Origin of the sequence: Pseudomonas sp. Leaf127 (assembly GCF_001423155.1) — a bacterium.
Classification (GTDB): domain Bacteria; phylum Pseudomonadota; class Gammaproteobacteria; order Pseudomonadales; family Pseudomonadaceae; genus Aquipseudomonas; species Aquipseudomonas ovata.
The window spans coordinates 57,274-77,146 of record NZ_LMOA01000020.1 but is presented as its reverse complement, the minus strand read 5'-3'; the positions used below and the strand labels follow the sequence as shown (position 1 = coordinate 77,146).

20 protein-coding genes and 1 riboswitch are annotated in these 19,873 nt (G+C 64.1%); of the genes, 5 read left to right on the top strand and 15 right to left on the bottom strand.

From position 1 onward, the window contains the following. Position 1: 1 nt before the first annotated feature. The 6 genes from ASF84_RS10995 to cobO are packed head-to-tail and all read right to left on the bottom strand — an operon-like array spanning position 2 to position 5,914. Positions 2 to 1,462, bottom strand: coding sequence for a cobyric acid synthase (locus ASF84_RS10995; protein WP_056838187.1), 1,461 nt, complete (start codon positions 1,460 to 1,462; stop codon positions 2 to 4). After that, positions 1,459 to 2,463 (bottom strand): threonine-phosphate decarboxylase CobD, encoded by a 1,005-nt coding sequence (cobD, locus tag ASF84_RS10990; RefSeq protein ID WP_056838185.1) that lies wholly within the window; start codon positions 2,461 to 2,463, stop codon positions 1,459 to 1,461. Before cobD ends, ASF84_RS10995 begins: the two co-directional genes overlap by 4 nt. Next, positions 2,456 to 3,364, bottom strand: a complete 909-nt coding sequence (gene cbiB / locus ASF84_RS10985; protein ID WP_056838182.1) for an adenosylcobinamide-phosphate synthase CbiB — start codon at positions 3,362 to 3,364, stop codon at positions 2,456 to 2,458. The genes cobD and cbiB overlap by 8 nt, the downstream gene beginning before the upstream one ends. Next, positions 3,361 to 4,011 (bottom strand): 5,6-dimethylbenzimidazole synthase, encoded by a 651-nt coding sequence (bluB, locus tag ASF84_RS10980; RefSeq protein ID WP_056838180.1) that lies wholly within the window; start codon positions 4,009 to 4,011, stop codon positions 3,361 to 3,363. Before bluB ends, cbiB begins: the two co-directional genes overlap by 4 nt. Continuing rightward, on the bottom strand, positions 4,008 to 5,306 hold the full coding sequence (locus tag ASF84_RS10975; protein ID WP_056838179.1) for a cobyrinate a,c-diamide synthase: 1,299 nt from the start codon (positions 5,304 to 5,306) through the stop codon (positions 4,008 to 4,010). The genes bluB and ASF84_RS10975 overlap by 4 nt, the downstream gene beginning before the upstream one ends. Then, positions 5,303 to 5,914 (bottom strand): cob(I)yrinic acid a,c-diamide adenosyltransferase, encoded by a 612-nt coding sequence (cobO, locus tag ASF84_RS10970; RefSeq protein ID WP_056838177.1) that lies wholly within the window; start codon positions 5,912 to 5,914, stop codon positions 5,303 to 5,305. The genes ASF84_RS10975 and cobO overlap by 4 nt, the downstream gene beginning before the upstream one ends. 96 nt (positions 5,915 to 6,010) lie before the next feature. Beyond that, positions 6,011 to 6,221, bottom strand: a riboswitch (cobalamin riboswitch). A 102-nt stretch (positions 6,222 to 6,323) separates the two neighbouring features. Between cobO and ASF84_RS10965 the strand changes: the two genes are divergently transcribed. Beyond that, positions 6,324 to 7,640: a PQQ-dependent sugar dehydrogenase gene (locus ASF84_RS10965; protein WP_056838175.1), complete on the top strand. Its 1,317-nt coding sequence runs from the start codon at positions 6,324 to 6,326 to the stop codon at positions 7,638 to 7,640. 132 nt (positions 7,641 to 7,772) lie between these two features. Here ASF84_RS10965 and ASF84_RS10960 read toward each other — a convergent pair whose 3' ends face one another. The 6 genes from ASF84_RS10960 to ASF84_RS10935 all read right to left on the bottom strand — a co-directional run bounded on the left by ASF84_RS10960 (position 7,773) and on the right by ASF84_RS10935 (position 12,933). Continuing rightward, a complete protein-coding gene (locus ASF84_RS10960) occupies positions 7,773 to 8,315 on the bottom strand; it encodes a C40 family peptidase (protein ID WP_056838173.1) in 543 nt (180 codons plus the stop codon). Between the two features lie 73 nt (positions 8,316 to 8,388). After that, a complete protein-coding gene (locus tag ASF84_RS10955; protein ID WP_056838171.1) occupies positions 8,389 to 9,090 on the bottom strand; it encodes a C40 family peptidase in 702 nt (233 codons plus the stop codon). Between the two features lie 74 nt (positions 9,091 to 9,164). Then, positions 9,165 to 9,929, bottom strand: coding sequence for an NAD-dependent deacylase (locus tag ASF84_RS10950; RefSeq protein WP_056838168.1), 765 nt, complete (start codon positions 9,927 to 9,929; stop codon positions 9,165 to 9,167). After that, positions 9,923 to 10,627, bottom strand: a complete 705-nt coding sequence (gene hda / locus ASF84_RS10945) for a DnaA regulatory inactivator Hda (protein ID WP_056838166.1) — start codon at positions 10,625 to 10,627, stop codon at positions 9,923 to 9,925. Before hda ends, ASF84_RS10950 begins: the two co-directional genes overlap by 7 nt. Before the next feature lie 136 nt (positions 10,628 to 10,763). Then, positions 10,764 to 11,837, bottom strand: coding sequence for an AI-2E family transporter (locus ASF84_RS10940; RefSeq protein ID WP_056838164.1), 1,074 nt, complete (start codon positions 11,835 to 11,837; stop codon positions 10,764 to 10,766). A gap of 37 nt (positions 11,838 to 11,874) precedes the next feature. Then, a complete protein-coding gene (locus ASF84_RS10935; protein ID WP_056838162.1) occupies positions 11,875 to 12,933 on the bottom strand; it encodes a DUF2066 domain-containing protein in 1,059 nt (352 codons plus the stop codon). A gap of 287 nt (positions 12,934 to 13,220) precedes the next feature. Here ASF84_RS10935 and purM point away from each other — a divergent pair, with 287 nt between their 5' ends. The 4 genes from purM to ASF84_RS10915 all read left to right on the top strand — a co-directional run bounded on the left by purM (position 13,221) and on the right by ASF84_RS10915 (position 16,111). Then, complete coding sequence (purM, locus tag ASF84_RS10930) at positions 13,221 to 14,279, top strand: phosphoribosylformylglycinamidine cyclo-ligase (RefSeq protein ID WP_056839050.1); 1,059 nt, start codon at positions 13,221 to 13,223, stop codon at positions 14,277 to 14,279. After that, positions 14,279 to 14,941 carry a phosphoribosylglycinamide formyltransferase gene (purN, locus tag ASF84_RS10925; protein WP_056838160.1) on the top strand — a complete coding sequence of 221 codons (663 nt, stop codon included), beginning with the start codon at positions 14,279 to 14,281 and terminating at the stop codon, positions 14,939 to 14,941. Before purM ends, purN begins: the two co-directional genes overlap by 1 nt. An 8-nt stretch (positions 14,942 to 14,949) precedes the next feature. Continuing rightward, positions 14,950 to 15,663 carry a DUF3108 domain-containing protein gene (locus ASF84_RS10920; protein ID WP_056838158.1) on the top strand — a complete coding sequence of 238 codons (714 nt, stop codon included), beginning with the start codon at positions 14,950 to 14,952 and terminating at the stop codon, positions 15,661 to 15,663. 268 nt (positions 15,664 to 15,931) lie between these two features. Then, on the top strand, positions 15,932 to 16,111 hold the full coding sequence (locus ASF84_RS10915; RefSeq protein ID WP_056838156.1) for a DUF3110 domain-containing protein: 180 nt from the start codon (positions 15,932 to 15,934) through the stop codon (positions 16,109 to 16,111). Between the two features lie 72 nt (positions 16,112 to 16,183). Here the strand turns inward: ASF84_RS10915 and ASF84_RS10910 are convergent, their stop codons facing one another. The 3 genes from ASF84_RS10910 to relA are packed head-to-tail and all read right to left on the bottom strand — an operon-like array spanning position 16,184 to position 19,852. Then, complete coding sequence (locus tag ASF84_RS10910; protein WP_056838154.1) at positions 16,184 to 16,723, bottom strand: DUF2058 domain-containing protein; 540 nt, start codon at positions 16,721 to 16,723, stop codon at positions 16,184 to 16,186. A gap of 11 nt (positions 16,724 to 16,734) precedes the next feature. After that, positions 16,735 to 17,586 (bottom strand): nucleoside triphosphate pyrophosphohydrolase, encoded by an 852-nt coding sequence (gene mazG, locus ASF84_RS10905; RefSeq protein ID WP_056838152.1) that lies wholly within the window; start codon positions 17,584 to 17,586, stop codon positions 16,735 to 16,737. Positions 17,587 to 17,611: 25 nt separating this feature from the next. Next, positions 17,612 to 19,852, bottom strand: a complete 2,241-nt coding sequence (gene relA / locus ASF84_RS10900) for a GTP diphosphokinase (RefSeq protein WP_056838150.1) — start codon at positions 19,850 to 19,852, stop codon at positions 17,612 to 17,614. Between the last annotated feature and the right edge of the window lie 21 nt (positions 19,853 to 19,873).

Sequence of the window (19,873 nt, the reverse complement as noted above, 5' to 3'; positions counted from 1 at the left end):
GTCAGGCGTGCTCCAGGCCGCAGAGCTGGCGCAGCAAGGCCACGTCCAGGTGCCGGTCGACCAGATCGGCCAGGCGCTCGATGTCGTATTCGCGCAGGGCGTGGTAGTCGATGCTCTGCACCTCGGCCAGCCCGGCCCAGCGCAGCAGCGCACTGCACGCGGCCGGCGATTCGAACAGGCCATGCAGGTAGGTGGCGAAGATCTGCCCGTCCGTGCTTTGGGCGCCGTCGCAACGGCCATCGTCCAGGCGCACCGCGCAGTGCTCAAGCGCTGCACCCGTGGTGACGCCGGCATGAATCTCGTAACCGGCCACCTCGGCGCCCTCAAGCGCCAGGTGACCGCGGACATTGCGCAGCTGCTTTTCGCTTTCCAGCACCGTGCTCATGTCCAGCAGCCCCAGGCCGGCACTGGAGCCGGGCGCGCCTTCCAGCCCTTGCGGATCGTGCAGGTGCTGGCCGAGCATCTGTAACCCGCCGCAAATGCCCAGCAGCTTGCCGCCGTAGCGCAGGTGACGGGCGATGGCCTCGTCCCAGCCGTTGGCGCGCAGCCAGGCCAGGTCGCTGCGCACGCTCTTGGAGCCAGGCAGAATGATCAGGTCGGCCGGCGGGATGGGCTGGCCGGCGCCGATGAACTGCAGATTGACCTGCGGGTGCAGGCGCAACGGGTCGAAATCGGTGTGGTTGCTGATGCGCGGCAACACCGGCACCAGCACATTGAGCACCTGCTCGGCCTTGTCGGTCTGGCGCCGGTCCAGGCCATCCTCGGCCTCCAGGTGCAGGTCCATCAGATAGGGCAGCACGCCGACCACCGGCTTGCCGGTGCGCTGCTCCAGCCAGTCCAGGCCGGGCTGCAGCAAGGCGATGTCACCGCGAAAGCGGTTGATGACAAAGCCCTTGACTCGCGCCTGCTCGCTGGGCGACAGCAGCTCCAGCGTGCCGACCAGATGGGCAAAGACCCCGCCACGATTGATGTCGGCAATCAGCAGCACCGGACAGTCGACCACCTCGGCAAAGCCCATGTTGGCAATGTCGTTCTCGCGCAGGTTGATCTCGGCCGGGGAGCCGGCGCCTTCGACCATCACCACCTGATAGGCCTCGCTCAGGCGCTGGTGCGAAGCCAGCACCGCCTGCATGGCGATGGTCTTGTAGCCGTGGTAGGCCACGGCATTCATGGTGGTCACCGCCCGGCCATGAATGATCACCTGCGCCCCGGTGTCACTGTTGGGCTTGAGCAGCACCGGGTTCATGTCGGTGTGCGGCGCCAGCCCGCAGCCCTGGGCCTGTACCGCCTGGGCGCGTCCGATCTCGCCACCGTCGGCGGTGACGGCACTGTTGAGGGCCATGTTCTGGGGCTTGAACGGCACCACGCTGACGTCCTGGCGCGCCAGCCAGCGGCACAGCCCGGTCACCAGCGTGCTCTTGCCGGCATCGGAGGTGGTGCCCTGCACCATCAGGGTGGTCATGTCAGTTCCTTGAAATAGTCATGCAACAGGGTGTCCAGGCGCTGCCAGTCAGCCTCGCTGGCCGGCAAGCCAAAGCGCAGGCTGCAGGCGTCGGCGTTTTCGCCGATGAACAGACGTAACAGCACGCCACGCCGGGCGGCAAACTCATATAAAGGTTGCGCATGGGCCGTGACCCGCCATTGAAACAAGGCGCAACCGCCGGTCGGTGCCAGGTCGTGGGCGGCCAGCAACCCGGCCAGTCGTATAGAGGCCTGTTCAAGTCGCTGGCGCTGGCGCTGCTGGCCGCCTTGGTCGCTCAGGCAGGCCAGGCCAATCCTGCGGGTGGGACCGCTGACCGCCCAGGGGCCGATCTCGCGGGCCAGTGCCTTGAGCAGGCTCGGCTCGGCCAGGGCAAAGCCCAGGCGCACCCCGGCCAGGCCGAAGAACTTGCCGAACGAGCGCAGCACGATCAAGCCGCTGCGCGTGGTTTCGGCGGCCAGGCTTGAGGCCGGGGTGCTGTCCATGAAGGCCTCGTCGATGACCAGCCAGCCACCGCGCTCGGCCAGCCGGGCGTGCCATTCCAGCAAGCGCTCAGGCGCCAGCAGCAGCCCCGTGGGGTTGTTGGGGTTGACCACCACCAGAATGTCGAGGCTGTCGAGAAAATAGTCGACCTCATGGGCCAGCACTTCACGCACCAGAAAGCCGGCCTTGCGCCAGGCATGCGCGTGCTCGGCGTAACAGGGCGAGACCACGCCGACCTTGCCGCCACTGCGCAGGCGCGGCAAGGCCTGGATCGCGGCTTGCGAACCCGGCAACGGCAAGGCACGCGGGGCGTTGTAATACGCGCAAGCCGCGGCTTCAAGGCCGTCATCGGCTTGCGGCAGGCGTGCCCAGTCTTGCGCCTCGATGGGCGGAATCGGCCAGGCCCAGGGTGCGATACCGGTGGACACATCCAGCCAGTCGGCCTCGGCCATCCCGTAACGCTGCGCCGCCGCCCGCAAGCGGCCTCCGTGTTCAAGCATACAATTGTGCTCCTGCACACAGCACCAGCAGCCACAGCCAGACGCCGCGCTGCACCAGTTGCCAGCCGGCCTCGATGGACTCTGCATCGGCAGGCTTGCCTTCACCCAACGGCGGGCGCTCATGCACCTCACCGTGATACACCGCAGGCCCGCCCAGCTCGACGCCCAGCGCACCGGCGCCGGCCGCCATCACCGGGCCCGCATTGGGGCTGTCCCAGGTCGGCCCCTGGGTGCGCCAGCAGCGCAGCGCCAGGCGCGTCTTGCCCAGCACCGCGTAAGTCAGGGCCACCAGCCGCGCCGGCATATAGTTGAGGACATCGTCGATCTTCGCCGCCGCCCAGCCGAAACGCTCGAAACGCTCGTTGCGATAGCCCCACATGGCATCCAGGGTATTGCTCAGCCGGTACAGCACCACGCCCGGCGCCCCGGCCACGACAAACCAGAACAGCGCGGCAAACACCGCATCGCTGCCGTTCTCCAGCACCGACTCGGTGGCGGCACGGGCCACGCCATTGGCATCGAGTTCCGAAGTCTGCCGGCTGACCAGGTAGCCGACCCGCTTGCGCGCCTCGTCCAGGTCATCGCCACGCAAGGCGGCCGCCACCGGTTGCACATGCTCGCCCAGGCTGCGCAGCCCCAGCGCGCAGTACAGCGCCAGGATCTCGACCAGCGTGCCCAGGTACGGCAACCAGCTCAGCAGCGTGATCAACAGGGTCAACGGCACCACGGCCAGCACCCAGGCGGTGACACCATGGCTGCGCCAGCCACGACCAGCGGCATTGAAGCGTTGCTCGATACGCTCGGCATAGCGTCCGAACGCCACCAGCGGATGCCAACGTTTCGGCTCGCCCAGCAACGCATCCAGCGCCACCCCCGCCGCGCTCAACAGCGCCACACTCATGGATGCACTCCCCATTGGTTTTCATACAGCAATTGTTCGAGCGGGCGCGCCTGCGCCCAGCCTTCGAGCACCAGCATCGGTGCCGGATAAAAGCCATCGACCGGTCCCAGGCACAAAATGGCCAGGGGCCGCGCGCCGGCGGGCATGTCGAGCAAGGCGGCCAACGCATCGGGGTCGAACAGCGACACCCAGCCCATGCCCAGGCCTTCGGCCCGCGCCGCCAGCCACATGTTCTGGATGGCGCAGGACAACGACGCGATGTCCATCTCCGGCAAGGTACGCCGGCCAAAGATATGCTGTTCGCGGCCGTCCATCAGCGCCGCGACGATCACCTCGGCGCAATCGCTGATGCCCTCGACCTTGAGTTTCATGAAGTCATCGGCGCGCTCGCCCAGGGCCTCGGCAGTGCGCACCCGCTCCTGCTCGACCTGGGCCTGCAGGCTGGCACGCAAGGTCCGGTCGGTGATGCGGATGAAACGCCAGGGCTGCATCAAACCGACGCTGGGCGCCTGGTGCGCGGCCTCCAGCAAACGCGCCAGCCGTTCGGGCGCCACCGTGCCACCACTGAAGTGGCGCATGTCACGGCGCTCGGCAATGGCCCGGTACACCGCCGCCCGCTCATCGGGGCTGAAGGCTGCGTCGCTCATGGCGTGAACAGCGCCGCAATCGCAGGCGGGCTCGAAGGGAAATAAAAATGCACGTACGAGGCCGTCAACCGGCCCAGGCGATAGACCGCCTCGGCCCCGCGCCCGCCATTGGGGCTCACGCCCCGGGCGATCGGTGTCAGTTCAGTGCTGGTCAATGAGTGATGGTAAGTGTGCCCGCGCAGCAAGCCTTCGGGCAGCGCCACGTTCTGCAACGCCAGGGCCGCCAGGCGCGTTTGCATCACCGCCTCGCCCGGCACCAAACCGGCCAGTTCGACGCGCACGCCCTGGACATCGGTCAGGGCATCGAGCAGGTAGAGCATGCCGCCGCACTCGGCCAGGATCGGTTTGCCTGCCGCGTGATGGGCGGCAATCGCCTCGCGCATCAAACGGTTGGCGCCCAGGGCCACATGGTGCAGCTCGGGATACCCCCCGGGCAGGTACAGGCTATCGGCCTCGGGCAGCTGCGTGTCATGGATCGGCGAGAAGAAACTCAGCTCGGCGCCCATGCCCCGCAGCAGGTCGAGGCTGGCGCCATAGACAAAGGCAAACGCTTCGTCGCGGGCGATGGCGATGCGCACCCCGGCCAGCAACGGCTCGACCGGTTGCGGCTCGGGCGCAGCAAAGGTCACCGGCGGCGGCAGCGTCACTTCGCAAGTGCTGCCCAGCGCCTGGGCGGCGGCGTCCAGGCGCGCGTCCAGATCATTCAATTCACTGGCCTGCACCAGACCCAGATGGCGGCTGGGCAGCTCGATGCCGGTCTCGCGCGACAACGCGCCGTACCAGCGCAGCCCTTCGGTCAGGCTGTTTTCCAGCAGTTGCGCATGGCGCACAGTGCCGACCCGGTTGGCCAGCACGCCGGCAAACGGCAGGTCCGGCTGATAACGCGCCAGCCCCAAGGCCAGGGCGCCGAAGGTCTGGGCCATGGCGGTGCCGTCGATGACGCCCAGCACCGGCACCCCGAAGTGCCGCGCCAGGTCGGCGCTGGACGGGGTGCCGTCGAAGAGGCCCATGACCCCTTCGATCAGAATCAGGTCGGCCTCACCGGCCGCCTCCCAGAGCAGACGGCGGCTGTCTTCGACGCCGATCATCCACAGGTCCAGTTGATAGACCGGCGCACCGCTGGCGCGCTCCAGAATCATCGGGTCGAGAAAATCCGGGCCGCATTTGAACACACGCACCTTGCGCCCCTGATTGCGATGCAACCGGGCCAGCGCAGCGGTGACGGTGGTCTTGCCCTGCCCGGAGGCCGGGGCGGCAATCAATACGGCGGGGCACTGGCGGGCAGCGTCACTCACAGCTCGATGCCCTTTTGCGCACGAATGCCGGCCTGAAAGGCATGCTTGACCATGCCGATCTCCGACACGGTGTCGGCCAGTTCGATCAATTCGGGCTTGGCACCGCGGCCGGTGACCACCACATGCTGCATGGGCGGGCGCGCCTGCAGGTCGGTCAGCACCTGGTCGAGGTCCAGGTAGCCGTGCTTGAGGGCAATATTGAGTTCATCGAGGACCACCAGGCTGATGGCCGGGTCGCTGAGCAATTGCTTCGACACCTCCCAGGCCGCCTGGGCAGCGGCGATGTCGCGCTGACGGTCCTGGGTTTCCCAAGTAAAGCCCTCGCCCATCACGTGATAGCGCACCTGCTCGGGAAAACGCCGGAAAAACAGCTCTTCGCCGGTGCTGTTGCGGCCCTTGATGAACTGCACCACGCCGCATTGCATGTCGTGACCCATGGCCCGGGCCAGCATGCCGAACGCCGAGCTGCTCTTGCCCTTGCCATTGCCGCTGAGCACCAACAGCAGGCCGCACTCATTGGGCGAATTGGCAATGCGCTCGTCGATGATGGCTTTCTTGCGCAGCATGCGCGCCAGGTGGCGTTCGTCACGTTCGGGGGATGGGTTCATCTTCAGCTCTCCGCTGGGGGGCACGCGAAAGCAGACGACAGGACAGCCTCGGGCCGCCAGGCGCGTACCCGTTGCAGAGCATCGCCCGCCGTGATGCTGTGGAAAGAGTGACAGGCCGGTCTCCGGGCTCATGAGCGGGTGTTACCCCTGGCGGTGCGCCTTCCCGGGCAAACCCAGTGGCGTTGGACACCGCCTTGACTCATCTACCGTTGCGGGGGCAGCGCCGGAATTGGACAGGTCCTGACCGGCTTCCCTGTTTCACCTCGCCAATCGATGATTGCAAGGCACCTGAAACAAGCGGCGAAGGGTAGAGGGTTGGGTAAACAGCGTCAAACAGTATTGAATTGAACCTCACGGACGGCGCTTTCTCTATCCATAATCAGCTTTTGGTTTATGGCGAGGCCTCACCATGCTCAAGCGTGTCCCGCATTGCGCAATCATCCTGCTCACCGCAGGCGGCCTGGCAGCCTGTGGCGAAACCGCCAGCCTGCAAGTGGCCGACGGCTCGGGCCCTGCCCCGCAGCTGCCCGCCCCCAACAAGACCCTGCTGCCGACGGTCAATATCGCCCCGGCCATCGGCTGGCCCGAGGGCGGCAAGCCGGTCGCCGCCCCCGGCACGCAAGTGGCCGCCTTTGCCGAAGGCCTGGACCATCCGCGCTGGCTGTATGTCTTGCCCAACGGCGATGTGCTGGTGGCCGAATCCAACACGCCCGCTAAGGAAAATACTGGGGGCGTGCGTGACTGGATCGCCAGAAAGATCATGAGCCGCGCCGGGGCCGGCGTGCCCAGCGCCAACCGCATCACCCTGCTGCGCGATGCCGACCGTGACGGCGTTGCCGAGACCCGCTCGGTGCTGCTGGAAAACCTCAACTCACCGTTCGGCATGACGCTGGTGGGTAATACGCTGTACGTCGCTGACACCGATCGCCTGCTCGGCTTCCCCTATGAAAGCGGCCAGACCCGGATCAGCAGGCCACCTGCGGTGATCACTGACCTGCCAGGTGGCGAGCTGAATCACCACTGGACCAAAAACGTGATCGCCAGCCTCGACGGCAGCAAGCTGTACGTCACGGTCGGCTCCAACAGCAATGTCGGCGAGAACGGCATGGACCAGGAACAGGGGCGCGCCGCCATCTGGGAAGTGGACCGCGCTTCAGGGCAGAAACGCCTCTTCGCCTCGGGGCTGCGCAACCCCAACGGCATGGACTGGGAACCGGTGACCGGCAAACTCTGGACCGCCGTCAACGAGCGCGACGAAATCGGCAGCGACCTGGTGCCCGACTACGTGACCTCGGTGCAGGACGGCGGCTTTTATGGCTGGCCCTACAGCTACTACGGCCAACACGTCGATGAGCGCGTGCAGCCACAAGACCCGCAGAAAGTCGCCAGCGCCCTGGTGCCCGATTACGCCGTGGGGCCGCACACCGCTTCGCTCGGGCTGGTGTTCGCCGACGGCAAGACCCTGGCCGCGCCGTTCGATCAGGGAATGTTCATCGGCCAGCACGGCTCATGGAACCGCAAGCCGCACAGCGGCTACAAGGTGGTGTTCATCCCGTTCAAGGCCGGAAAGCCTGCAGGCCAGCCGGTCGATGTGCTGAGCGGATTCCTGGACAAGGACGAGAAAGCCCTGGGCCGCCCGGTGGGCGTGGTCAACGACCAGCGTGGCGGCCTGCTGGTGGCGGACGATGTAGGCAACCGCATCTGGCGCGTGACATCAGCCAGGTAGGACGGAATGCCGGACCACCGCGACCGAGTGCGTAGCGCTCACAGAAATTGATTAAACGCTGAAATTTTACGACTGCTAACGCAGCCGGTCGCGGGCAAGCGCGCTCCTACCGGGCAGAATAAAGACTGTGAATCACCGGCCGTTCTGCGCCAGGCTTTCCGGGCGGATCACGCGCTTGGCGTTCAGATAGGCCTTCTGCCAGTAAGGCTTGCTCAGGCTGTCGAGCTTGACCGTGCCACCGGTGGCCGGTGCATGCACGAAGCGCCCTTCACCGACATAGATACCGGCATGCGACACCTGCGAGCCGCCGGAGGTGGCGAAGAACACCAGGTCGCCGGTCTGCAACTGTTCACGCCCCACGGTGGGGGCATTCATCACGATCATGTCGCGCGTCGAGCGTGGCAGGCTGATGCCGGCCATGTCACGGTACACATAGCCGATCAGCCCGCTGCAATCGAAACCGGAATCCGGGGTATTGCCGCCCCAGCGATATGGCGTACCCACCAGCCCCAAGGCACGAAACAGCACATCCTCGACCGCCGGTGACGCTACGGTCGCGGGCGCAGCCAGCACGGGGCGCTGAACGATACGGGGTTTCTGGGGGGGTGGTGCGCTGGCGCAGGCGCCGAGCAGCGCTGCGAGGGAAATCACCATCAGGCGTAACGTCATCGACATAACCACAACTACTCCCTTCGGATGCGGCCTTGTTGCCGAAAGCACAAAGCCCGGTCAGGGACCGGGCATCACGTTATTTATGGCGTTTGATAGTAGCGGGTTTTACGCTGGTCGAGGTCATCGCCGTGGTCTGCACGTCGCCGCTTGGCGGTGCCAGCACCAGGGCGCGCTTGGCCTCGATGAAGGTCTTGCTCCAGTACGAGTCGTCCAGGCTGTCGATCCGGACTCCGCCGCTGCGGCGGCTGCTGGAATGAATGAACTGCGCATCCCCCAGGTAGATCGCTGCATGGCTGACACGACCGCGACCGGCGGTGCTGAAGAACAGCAGGTCACCCGGCTTGAGGTCGCGGCGGGCAACCTGCGGTGCATCGATATTGATCATTTCCCGGCTCGAACGCGGCAGGCTCATGCCGGCCTCTTCGCGGAACAGGAAATTGATGAAACCGCTGCAATCGAAGCCCGAGGTAGTCGAGCTGCCGCCAAAACGGTAGCGCGTACCGATCAGCGACTTGCCGCGTTCCAGAATGGAGTCGGCCAGCAACGGCAACTGGTAGGAGGTGTTTCTGGAGAACCCGGCCAGTTCTTCTTCGGCTTCCTGCTCCTGCTGCAATTGAGCAGTGTGGGCATGACGCGCGCCGGACTGGGCGGTGATGGAATGGGTGTACTGCGCCTGGTGTTCAGGCTGCGGCTGGGTGACCGATGACTGGGTCGAGCAACCGAACAGAAACGTGGCAAAAAGCAGTGGCACGAGGGGTGCGAAGCGAACAACTTGCATGGGCACGACCGTGGCGGAAAATTCAGGAGCCGCGACTATGCCTTCAATGAAAGTGATTTGCAAATTCTATCGAATTAAATGTGACTTATGAGTTCAGGCATGACATGTGCCGCCCGCCCCTTGAGAAACACGTCCATGGCGGCACTGTGATCAGTGGCCAAAGGATTGATTTCCAAGGTAAACCCGCCTGAGACACGGGCGCGCAGCACAGGTTCCTGGATATAAGGAAAACTGGCAGTGGTGCCAATGCTTAGAACCGCATCGAACCCCAGGCTCATCTGCTGTTCCAGAGCGCTCAAGGCCTGTTCCGGCAGCATTTCCTGAAACAACACGACCGGCGGTCGCAAAATGCCATTACACACCCTGCAGAGGGGCGGCAAGGGTCGTTGCAGGTGCTCGCTCAGGTGAGGATCCTGTGCGCCGCATGCCTGGCAGAACAGCGGCGCCATCTGCCCATGAATTTCGATCAGTCGTTCCGGCGGACTGCCAGCGGCACGGTGATAACCGTCGACGTTCTGGGTCAGCACCCAGCACTCGGGCTTGAGACGCTGCAACTGGGCAATGGCGTAATGCGCGACATTGGGTTCGCCGCCCAGGCAGGCACTGCCCAGCTGAGCAATGTACTTCCAGCACAGTGCCGGGTCGCGGCGCAGCATCGGCCCCGACAGGGCCACTTCGATGGGCAGGTCGTCATCGGTGCGGCCGTTGTACAGGCCGCCGACGCCCCGGTAGGTCGGCAACCCCGAATCGGCGGACAGCCCGGCCCCGGTGATCACCAGAATGCGGCGGGCATGGCGCAACGCTGCACCGGCCTGGCGCATCAACTGCGGGTCTACCACCCAAGGGTTTCCTTGAGAAAGGGAATAGTCAGCTTGCGCTTCTCCTGCAATGACGCCTGGTCGAGGCGCTCAAGCAGATCGAACAGCGCGCTCATGCTGCGCGTGCCGCGCGTGAGGATGAAGTGCCCGACGTCGTCGGTGAGGTGCAGGCCGCGGCGTGACGCGCGCAATTGCAGTGCACGCAGTTTGTCTTCATCGGACAGGCCGCGCATCTGGAACACCAGGGCCATGGTCAGCCGCGACTTGAGGTCGGGCAGCTTGATCGGCAGTTCACGGGGCGACTTGGAGGCGGCGATCAGCAGGCGTCGGCCGCTGTCGCGCAGGCGATTGAACAGATGGAACAGCGCTTCTTCCCAGTCCGGCTTGCCGGCAATGGCCTGCAGGTCGTCCAGGCACACCAGCTCGTATTGCTCCAGATGGTCGAACAGCTCCACACCCTCTTCGAGCAACTGGGCCAGGGGCAAGTACACCGCCGGCTCCCCGAGCTGCTTGAAACGCAGGCACGCGGCCTGCAACAGGTGCGTACGACCTACCCCGTCCTTGCCCCACAGGTAGATCAGGCTTTCGGTCCACCCCGCGTCCGCTTCACACAGGCGCTCGACATAGCCCAGCGCCGCTGCATTGGCGCCGGGGTAGTAATTGACGAACGTGGCGTCGTCACGCAGACGCACACTCAAGGGCAGCTGAACGGGTTTCATGCTGGCTGGGCGCTTCCTGGGAGCAAGCGAACCTCGCGAAAAAGAATGCAAAGTCTATACCTGCAAGGCGGGCCGCACAATGCGACGCACCCCAAGGAAAATCAAAGGCTTGCAGGCGCGCCCAGTGCCAGTGCGCTCAAAGCTCCGGATCGCGCGTGCCGGCGTAGACATCCGACGCCTTGTATAGCGTATGAACATGACGCAACAGCACCATGATCACCGCAGCCACCGGCAGTGCCAACAGGATGCCGGTAAAACCGAACAGTTCGCCACCGGCCAGGATCGCGAAAATCACCGCCACCGGGTGCAGGCCGATGCGATCGCCCACCAGCAACGGCGTCAGCACCATGCCTTCCAGTGCCTGGCCGACCATGAACACCGCCACGATGCCCAGCATCGGATACAGGTCACCGCCAAACTGGAACAGCCCGGCGATCAGCGCCGCGCCAATGCCGATCACAAAGCCCATATAAGGCACGATGGCCGCCAGCCCGGCGATCACACCGATCAGCAGGCCCAGTTCCAGGCCCACCAGCATCAGGCCGGCGGCGTAGATCACCCCCAGCGCCACCATCACCAGCAACTGACCGCGAATGAACGCGCCCAGCACCTCATGACACTCACCGGCCAGGCTGACGATGCGCGCCTCGCGCTGGCGCGGCAGCAGGCCGTGGATCTTGCCCATCATCACGTCCCAGTCACGCAACAGGTAGAAGCACACCACCGGGATCAGCACCAGGTTGGTCAGCCAGCCAATCAACGCCAGGCTTGAAGCCGTGGCCTGCGACAACACCAGGCTGACGACATCACCCGCTTCGCCTATGTGCCCGGACAGCGAGGTCTTGAGCTTGTCGAAACGCCAGAAACCATCGGACAGGCCAAACTTGGCCTGGGCCCAGGGCAACGCTGTGTGCTGCAGCCAGTCGAGTATTTGCGGCGCCAGCTCGTAGAGGCGCATCAACTGACGGAACAGCATCGGCACCAGCACCAGCAGCAAGGCCATCAGCACCAGAGTGAACAAGCCGAACACCGCCACCACGCCCAATGTACGGGACAGGCCGAGTCGCTCCAGGCGATCGACCAGCGGGTCACCCATATAAGCCAGCAGCAATGCCACCAGAAACGGCATCAGAATGGTGTGCAGCACCCCCAGAAAGACCAGCAGCAACACCGCACCACCCAGCCAGAACCAACGCCGCGAATCCGTCATTTAATGCCTCTGCACCTGGAAAACATCATTTGCACCCTTACCAGCGAAAGTATAACTGGGGGGCATTGGCCGGCGCGGGCGCCGGTGCAGCAGTACCTGGTGGTGTTGCGGGCGCGGTTACCGGCCCGCTCGCCTGGACCGGCAGCGCCTCGCTGGCCGGGACTTCCTGCAAGCGGGCCAGGGCCAGTTGCGAACGGACCTGCTCGGCACTGGCACTGACGTCGAACGTCAGCCGGTCGCCTTCGACCAGCGCCAGGCGCCCGCCGAAGGGGTCGAGCAAGCGTTGCAGCTCGGCATAACGCTCCAGCGTCGAGCCCTGGAACTGCACCTGCAAGGCACTGGCGACCGCGCCTGGCTTGACGGCAAAGCGCGGCGCCAGGCGCTCGCTGACTGCCAGCATCACGGCATCGGCCAAGGCTTCGACGCTCGCCCCGCTGGCCTTGCCCTGCTCCCGGGTATCGCCCAGCCACAGACGCCAGGTGCCTTGCCACTGCCCACTTTCTTCACGGGCATGCACGGCCAGGATCGCGTCGGTGCCGTAACGCTCGGAAGCCTGCTTGATGTCAACGCCGTCCTTGTCGGCCAGGTGCTCGGCGGTGCCCACGCCCTGCTCGCCCAGGTCAGCAAGCGGCAGGTGCAAGGGCAGACCGCGATGCTCGGCGGCGCGGCGCAGCGGTTCGGCGGCGCCCTGGCCGTCGCCAACCAGGTTGGAACCTTCGACGGAATCGATCAGCCACCAGCCCAGAATGCTGGGCCGGTTGCTGCCCCAGATCGGCAGCCCGGCCTGACGCAAGGCGCGGTCGGTGCTGGCCGGGTCGAAATCCACCAGCAGCTTCTCCGGCGGCCCCGCTTCATAGCCGTACTGGCTGATGATCTGTTGAGGGTTCTTGCGCACCTCGGCCAGCGGCGCCTTGGCATTGCCGGTCAGGCGCTGCACCAGGGTCTGCACCGCCGCCTGGGTGGCACGGTCGCGCTCGTCGGGCGCCTGGCTGGCCACCGGCTCACGCACTTGATAAAGGTTGTTCACGGTCTGCGCGAGCGTCGGCAGGCTTGCCAGGCTCAGGCAGCCAAGAAGAAGGTAGCTGGAAAGACGCATGGGGCAGTTCCCGAACGGAAGATGGCAGCAGTCAATACGAGGCTTGAGACAACAACAAAGCCTCAATCATTCACATCAAGGGCGTTATTGTACAGGTCGACGCCTTAACCGAACCTGAGCACCGGCACCGCTCGGCCCCAAGGATGGCCCCGGCGCGGCAAGCCTGCTAAAATCGCGCGCCTTCACAGACCGAAAATGGCACCGACTCCGGTACGGCATGCATGCATGTGCAAAACCTGGGTGTCGCGGTCGATCCTCCGAATCCCCCTGAAGGCCTGGATTTTTTTATGAGCAAGCAACCCTCCATCAGCTACAAAGACGCCGGTGTAGACATCGACGCCGGTGAAGCATTGGTCCAACGCATCAAAGGCGTGGCCAAGCGGACCGCGCGCCCCGAGGTCATGGGCGGTCTGGGAGGTTTCGGCGCGCTTTGCGAAATCCCGGCCGGCTACAAACAGCCCGTGCTGGTTTCCGGCACCGACGGTGTAGGCACCAAGCTGCGCCTGGCGCTGAACCTGAACAAGCACGACACCATCGGCATCGACCTGGTGGCCATGTGCGTCAACGACCTGGTGGTCTGTGGCGCCGAGCCATTGTTCTTCCTCGACTACTACGCCACCGGCAAGCTCAATGTCGACACCGCCGCTCAGGTGGTGACCGGCATCGGCGCCGGCTGTGAACTGGCCGGCTGCTCGCTGGTGGGCGGCGAGACCGCCGAAATGCCCGGCATGTACGAAGGCGAAGACTACGACCTGGCCGGCTTCTGCGTCGGCGTGGTGGAAAAGGCCGAGATCATCGACGGCTCCAAAGTGGCCAGCGGTGACGCCCTGATCGCCCTGCCGTCGTCGGGCCCGCACTCCAACGGTTACTCGCTGATCCGCAAGATCATCGAAGTGGCCGGTGCCGACATCGAGAACATCCAGCTCGACGGCAAGCCGCTGACCGAACTGCTGATGGCCCCGACGCGCATCTACGTCAAGCCACTGCTCAAGCTGATCAAGGACACCGGCGCGGTCAAGGCCATGGCCCACATCACCGGTGGCGGCCTGCTGGACAACATCCCGCGCGTGCTGCCTGAAGGCGCCCAGGCCGTGGTCGACGTGGCCAGCTGGCAGCGTCCGGCGGTCTTCGACTGGCTGCAGCAGCAGGGCAACGTCGAAGAACACGAAATGCACCGTGTCCTGAACTGCGGCGTGGGCATGGTCATCTGTGTGGCCCAGGAGCACGTCGAGCAGGCGCTGAACGTACTGCGCGAGGCCGGCGAGCAGCCATGGGTGATCGGCCAGATCGCCACGGCCGCCGAAGGCGCGGCCCAGGTCGAGCTGAAAAACCTCAAGGCACATTGATGCCAGCGTCGAGTCCAGTGGCGCGCAATGTAGTGGTGTTGCTGTCCGGTAGCGGCAGCAACCTGCAAGCGATGATCGACCAGTTCAGTGAGGCCGGCAGCCCGGCGCGCATCGTCGCGGTGATTTCCAACCGCGCCGATGCCTTCGGCCTGCAACGGGCCAGGGACGCGGGTATCAGCACCCGTGTCCTGGACCACAAGGATTTCGCGGGCCGCGAGGCCTTCGACGCCGCCCTGGCCGAACTGATCGACGGTTTCGCGCCGGACCTGGTCGTGCTGGCCGGGTTCATGCGCATCCTCAGCGGCGATTTCGTGCGCCACTACCAGGGTCGCCTGCTCAACATCCACCCCTCGCTGCTGCCCCTCTACAAGGGCTTGCACACGCATCAAAGGGCGCTGGAGGCCGGTGATACCGAGCATGGCTGCAGCGTGCACTTCGTCACCGAGGAACTCGATGGCGGACCGCTGGTCGTACAGTCGGTGGTTTCGGTAGAGTTGCACGACTCCCCTGAAACCCTGGCGCAGCGTGTCCATGCCCAGGAACACCGGATTTACCCATTGGCCATCCGCTGGTTCGTCGAAGACCGTCTGCGTCTTGACGAACAAGGCGCTTCCCTCGATGGCCAGTTGCTCCCGGCCAGCGGCCATCTGATTCGAAACTAGGAGATTCCATGCGTCGTGCCTTGCTCTTCGCTGCTGCTTTGCTTGCCCTGCCCGCCAGCCAGGCAGCCGACCTTCAGCCCTTCTCCGCCAGCTACACCGCCGACTGGAAGCAACTGCCCATGAGCGGCACCGCCGAGCGCAGCCTGAAAGCCGGTGCCGATGGCGTCTGGAATCTCGATTTCAAGGCGTCGATGGTCATTGCCAGCCTGTCCGAGTCGAGCACTTTGAAGGTCGACAAAGACGTCATGGTGCCGCTGACCTACAACTTTGAACGCAGCGGCCTGGGCAAGTCCAAGAAGGTCGACCTGGTGTTCGACTGGTCGACCAAGTTCGTCACCGGCTCCGACCGCAGCGATGCCGTCAAACTGCCGATCAACCGCGGCGTGCTCGACAAGTCCACCTATCAACTGGCCTTGCAGCACGACGTGGCCGCCGGCAAGAAAAGCATGAGCTACCAGGTGGTCGACGGCGACGAACTGGACACCTATGACTTCCGCGTCCTGGGGTCTGAAAAGGTCAGCACCAAGGCCGGCCAGATCGATGCCATCAAGGTCGAGCGCGTGCGCGACCCGACGCAGAGCAAACGCACCACCGTGCTCTGGTTCGCCAAGGACTGGGATTACCTGCTGGTGCGCCTGCAACAGGTCGAGACCGACGGCAAGGAGTACAACATCATGCTTCAGGACGGTACGGTCAACGGCAAGGCCGTCAAGGGCAGCTAAGCGCCAGGCCTGCGGCAGCAAAAAGCCCCGGCTCGCGAGAACCGGGGCTTTTTTTCGCCAGTAGAAAAGTGCCGGGCGCCTACATGAAAAATGCTTCATGAAACATTAAGAAACAATCAAATCCTTATAAATCAATAGCTTGAATAATTTTCAGGATAGTTCAGCCACATATTGCCCTGCACAAGGGCTTTACTTAGGAAGCTAACAAAACCTATAAAGAAGGCCTGCGACAGATCGCCGCAGTTTCCAGATTCAGGAGCTGAACGACATGACTGTAAAAGTGACCGAGCGCGACGATGCCCACCTTTCCCATGAAACCGTAGCCCACGGCATTCACGTCTGGGACGTCTACCAGCAGGATCAACTGGTCGGCATGTTCCATGACGAGTCCGATGCCCAGCGCTACAAGGCCGAGCTCGAAGAACAGGAAAATCGCAGAGGCCACTGAGCCTGATCTCTTGAAAGACAAAACCCGCCTTGAGCGGGTTTTGTCTTTGCGTTGATCAGCCGATGAAGAGGCTTACCACATCAGGTCATCAGGGATCTGATAGGCCGCATACGGGTCGTCGGCATCCGGTGCTTCGGTCGGGGTATTGAGCAACACGATACGGCGCGGGTCGCGCTCCTGGATCTTCAGGGCCGGCTCGCGCGGGATGATCTCGTAGCCCCCACCATGGTGCACGATCGCCAGCGAGCCGCTGCTGAGCTTGTTGCGCACCAGCGCATTGACCGGGATGCGCTTGACCTTCTTGTCGTCGACAAAGTTGTAATAGTCTTCAGTGGTCAGCTTGGGAATGCGTGACACTTCGATCAATTGCTTGACCTGCGCGGCACGGGCCTTGGCTTCGGCCTTTTCCTGCTGCTGGCGATTGAGCTCCTGGTCACGCCTGGCCTTTTCGGCCATCGCTTCCTGGGCGGCACGCTTTTGCGAGTCGTCGGCCTCGATCTGGCCCTTGTGCACCAGGCGCTGTTCTTTCTGCTTGGCTTTACCGGCCTGCTTGGCCTGCTTTTCGTTGACCAGACCTGCCTTGAGCAACTGGTCGCGTAGGGAAAGGCTCATTGTCTACTCGCTTATTCGATTTCACGCACCACACCACACAGGGATGGATGCTTTTCCTGTCGTTTGGCTTCGCCCCACAGGGCATCGAGTTCTTCCAGGCTGCACGCCTCAAGCGCACGGCCCTGATCACGCACCACCGCTTCGATGAAGCGAAAGCGCCGGTCGAACTTGCCGTTTGCCGAGCGTAGCGCAGTTTCGGGGTCGACTTTAAGGTGGCGCGCCAGATTCACCACTGAAAACAGCAAATCACCGATCTCATCGGCCATGTGCCCGGCATCGCCTTCGGCCATGGCCTCCAGCACTTCATCGAGTTCTTCGCGGACCTTGTCGACCACCGGCAAGGCGGCCGGCCAGTCAAATCCGACCTGCGCCGCGCGCTTTTGCAATTTGCCGGCCCGCGACAACGCCGGCAAGGCCACCGGCACATCGTCAAGCAACGACAACTGCTCCGGGGCATCGGCCTGCTCAGCGCGCTCCTGGGCCTTGATCTCGTCCCAGCGCCGAATGACCTCGCTTTCGCTCAGGCGCGGGGTTTCCAGCGGCGCATACAGCTCGCCGGTGGGAAACACATGTGGATGGCGGCGCAGCAACTTGCGGGTGATGCCGTCCACCACCGCATCGAACTCGAAGCGCCCTTCTTCCTTGGCCAACTGGGCGTAGAACACCACCTGAAACAACAGGTCGCCCAGCTCACCCTGAAGATGAGCAAAGTCGGACCGTTCGATGGTATCGGCCACTTCATAAGCCTCTTCCAGCGTATGCGGCACGATACTGGCGTAGGTCTGCTTCACGTCCCATGGGCACCCGTACTGCGGATCACGCAGCCGGGCCATGAGGTTCAACAGGTCTTGCAACTGATACATGGGGGATTTCCTGGCCGGTGCGCTCCTACGATGTCTTGTTGCGTCGGGTTTCGATGATGTTCGGCAACTGGGCAATTCGTCCCAGCAACCGGCCCAGGGCCTCAAGCCCTGGAATCTCGATAGTCAGCGACATCAGCGCGGTGTTGTCTTCCTTGTTCGAGCGGGTGTTGACCGCCAGCACGTTGATGCGCTCGTTGAGCAGCACCTGGGTGACGTCACGCAGCAGACCTGAACGGTCATAGGCACGAATGATGATGTCCACCGGGTAGGTGAGCACCGGCGCCGGCCCCCAACTGACCTGGATGATCCGTTCCGGCTCGCGGCCGCCCAGCTGCAGCACCGAGGCGCAGTCCTGACGGTGAATGGTCACGCCGCGTCCCTGGGTGATGTAGCCGACAATCGCGTCGCCCGGCACCGGCTGGCAGCAGCCGGCGATCTGCGTCATCAGGTTGCCGACGCCCTGGATCTGGATGTCGCCGCGCTTGCCCGGCCGGTAGCCGGTGGCCTTGCGCGGAATCAACTCGACTTCGTTGAGGCGCTCCGGCTCGACCTGCTGTTGCGCCAGGTTGACCAGTTGCGTCAGGCGCAGATCGCCCGCACCCAAGGCCGCGAACAGGTCCTCGGCGGTCTTGTAGTTGGCTTTTTCGGCCAGCTTGTCGAAGTCGACCTGGCCCAGCGCCACACGCGCCAGCTCGCGTTCGAGCAGGGTCTTGCCGGCGGCGACGTTCTGGTCGCGTGCCTGCAGCTTGAACCAGTGGACGATCTTGGCCCGTGCCCGTGAGGTGGTGATGTAGCCCAGGTTGGAGTTCAGCCAGTCGCGGCTCGGCGTGCCGTGCTTGCTGGTGATGATCTCGACCTGCTCACCGGTCTGCAGGCTGTAGTTGAGCGGCACGATGCGCCCGTTGATCTTGGCGCCCCGGCAGTTGTGGCCGATCTCGGTGTGCACCCGGTAAGCAAAGTCCAGCGGCGTCGCCCCCTTGGGCAGGTCGATGGCGTGGCCGTCCGGGGTGAACACGTAGACACGGTCGGGTTCGATGTCGACCCGCAGCTGTTCGGCCAGGCCACCGATATCGCCCAGTTCTTCGTGCCATTCCAGCACCTGGCGCAGCCACGAGATTTTCTCTTCGTAGTGGTTGGAGCCGGACTTGACGTCGGTGCCCTTGTAGCGCCAGTGCGCACACACCCCCAGCTCGGCCTCTTCGTGCATGGCGTGGGTGCGGATCTGCACTTCCAGCACCTTGCCTTCCGGGCCGATGACGGCGGTGTGCAGCGAGCGATAGCCGTTTTCCTTGGGGTTGGCGATGTAGTCGTCGAACTCCTTGGGAATGTGCCGCCACAAGGTGTGCACGATACCCAGCGCGGTGTAGCAGTCGCGCATTTCCGGCACCAGCACGCGCACGGCGCGCACGTCGTAGATCTGGCTGAAGGCCAGGCCCTTGCGCTGCATCTTGCGCCAGATCGAATAGATGTGTTTGGCCCGGCCGCTGATGTCGGCCTTGACGCCGGTGGCTTGCAGCTCGTTGTCGAGCTGGCTCATCACATCATTGATGAAGCGCTCGCGGTCCAGGCGCCGCTCGTGCAGCAGCTTGGCGATCTGCTTGTACTGCTCGGGCTCCAGGTAGCGGAAAGACAGGTCTTCCAGCTCCCATTTGATATGGCCGATGCCCAGGCGATGCGCCAGCGGCGCATAGATATCGAAGACTTCACGGGCGACGCGGTTGCGCTTTTCTTCGTCGGTGTTCTTCACCGCCCGAATCGCGCAGGTACGCTCGGCCAGCTTGATCAGCGCCACGCGCACGTCGTCGACCATGGCCACGAGCATCTTGCGCAGGTTCTCGACCTGGGTCTGGCTGCCCAGCACCAGCGACTGGCGCGGGCTGAGGCTGGCGCTGATGGCGGCCATGCGCAGCACGCCGTCGATCAGCTTGGCCACGGTCGCACCAAAGCGCTCTTCGACCTGCGCCAGCGGGATGACCCCTTCGCGCACGCCGCGATAGATGACCGCCGCGATCAGGGTGTCCTGGTCGAGCTTGAGGTCCGCCAGAATTTCGGCGATTTCCAGTCCCGTCTGGAAACTGGACGTGCCATCCGCCCAATCGTTGGTGGTGGCCTTGTTCTGCTGCTCGGCTTGCCGGGCGAATTCGCAGGCCGCTTTCATGGCCTCGCGATCCAGAATCAGATCGACGCTGACGATATGATCGAGCCATGCGTCGAGATTGATACTGCCGTCAGTGTTGACCGGCTGGTGTGCTCTCACCTGTACCATGCATTACCTTCCCTACGGCGC

Bases quoted from the DNA above. Each gene is read 5' to 3' on its own strand.
- ASF84_RS10960 (WP_056838173.1), bottom strand. From the start codon at position 8,315: ATGTCGATGACGTTACGCCTGATGGTGATTTCCCTCGCAGCGCTGCTC.
- ASF84_RS10910 (WP_056838154.1), bottom strand. From the start codon at position 16,723: ATGAGCCTTTCCCTACGCGACCAGTTGCTCAAGGCAGGTCTGGTCAAC.
- ASF84_RS10940 (WP_056838164.1), bottom strand. From the start codon at position 11,837: ATGACGGATTCGCGGCGTTGGTTCTGGCTGGGTGGTGCGGTGTTGCTG.
- purN (WP_056838160.1), top strand. From the start codon at position 14,279: ATGCCAGCGTCGAGTCCAGTGGCGCGCAATGTAGTGGTGTTGCTGTCC.
- ASF84_RS10935 (WP_056838162.1), bottom strand. From the start codon at position 12,933: ATGCGTCTTTCCAGCTACCTTCTTCTTGGCTGCCTGAGCCTGGCAAGC.
- mazG (WP_056838152.1), bottom strand. From the start codon at position 17,586: ATGTATCAGTTGCAAGACCTGTTGAACCTCATGGCCCGGCTGCGTGAT.
- ASF84_RS10955 (WP_056838171.1), bottom strand. From the start codon at position 9,090: ATGCAAGTTGTTCGCTTCGCACCCCTCGTGCCACTGCTTTTTGCCACG.
- cobO (WP_056838177.1), bottom strand. From the start codon at position 5,914: ATGAACCCATCCCCCGAACGTGACGAACGCCACCTGGCGCGCATGCTG.
- bluB (WP_056838180.1), bottom strand. From the start codon at position 4,011: ATGAGCGACGCAGCCTTCAGCCCCGATGAGCGGGCGGCGGTGTACCGG.
- ASF84_RS10965 (WP_056838175.1), top strand. From the start codon at position 6,324: ATGCTCAAGCGTGTCCCGCATTGCGCAATCATCCTGCTCACCGCAGGC.
- purM (WP_056839050.1), top strand. From the start codon at position 13,221: ATGAGCAAGCAACCCTCCATCAGCTACAAAGACGCCGGTGTAGACATC.
- hda (WP_056838166.1), bottom strand. From the start codon at position 10,627: ATGAAACCCGTTCAGCTGCCCTTGAGTGTGCGTCTGCGTGACGACGCC.
- ASF84_RS10995 (WP_056838187.1), bottom strand. From the start codon at position 1,462: ATGACCACCCTGATGGTGCAGGGCACCACCTCCGATGCCGGCAAGAGC.
- cobD (WP_056838185.1), bottom strand. From the start codon at position 2,463: ATGCTTGAACACGGAGGCCGCTTGCGGGCGGCGGCGCAGCGTTACGGG.
- cbiB (WP_056838182.1), bottom strand. From the start codon at position 3,364: ATGAGTGTGGCGCTGTTGAGCGCGGCGGGGGTGGCGCTGGATGCGTTG.
- ASF84_RS10920 (WP_056838158.1), top strand. From the start codon at position 14,950: ATGCGTCGTGCCTTGCTCTTCGCTGCTGCTTTGCTTGCCCTGCCCGCC.
- relA (WP_056838150.1), bottom strand. From the start codon at position 19,852: ATGGTACAGGTGAGAGCACACCAGCCGGTCAACACTGACGGCAGTATC.
- ASF84_RS10915 (WP_056838156.1), top strand. From the start codon at position 15,932: ATGACTGTAAAAGTGACCGAGCGCGACGATGCCCACCTTTCCCATGAA.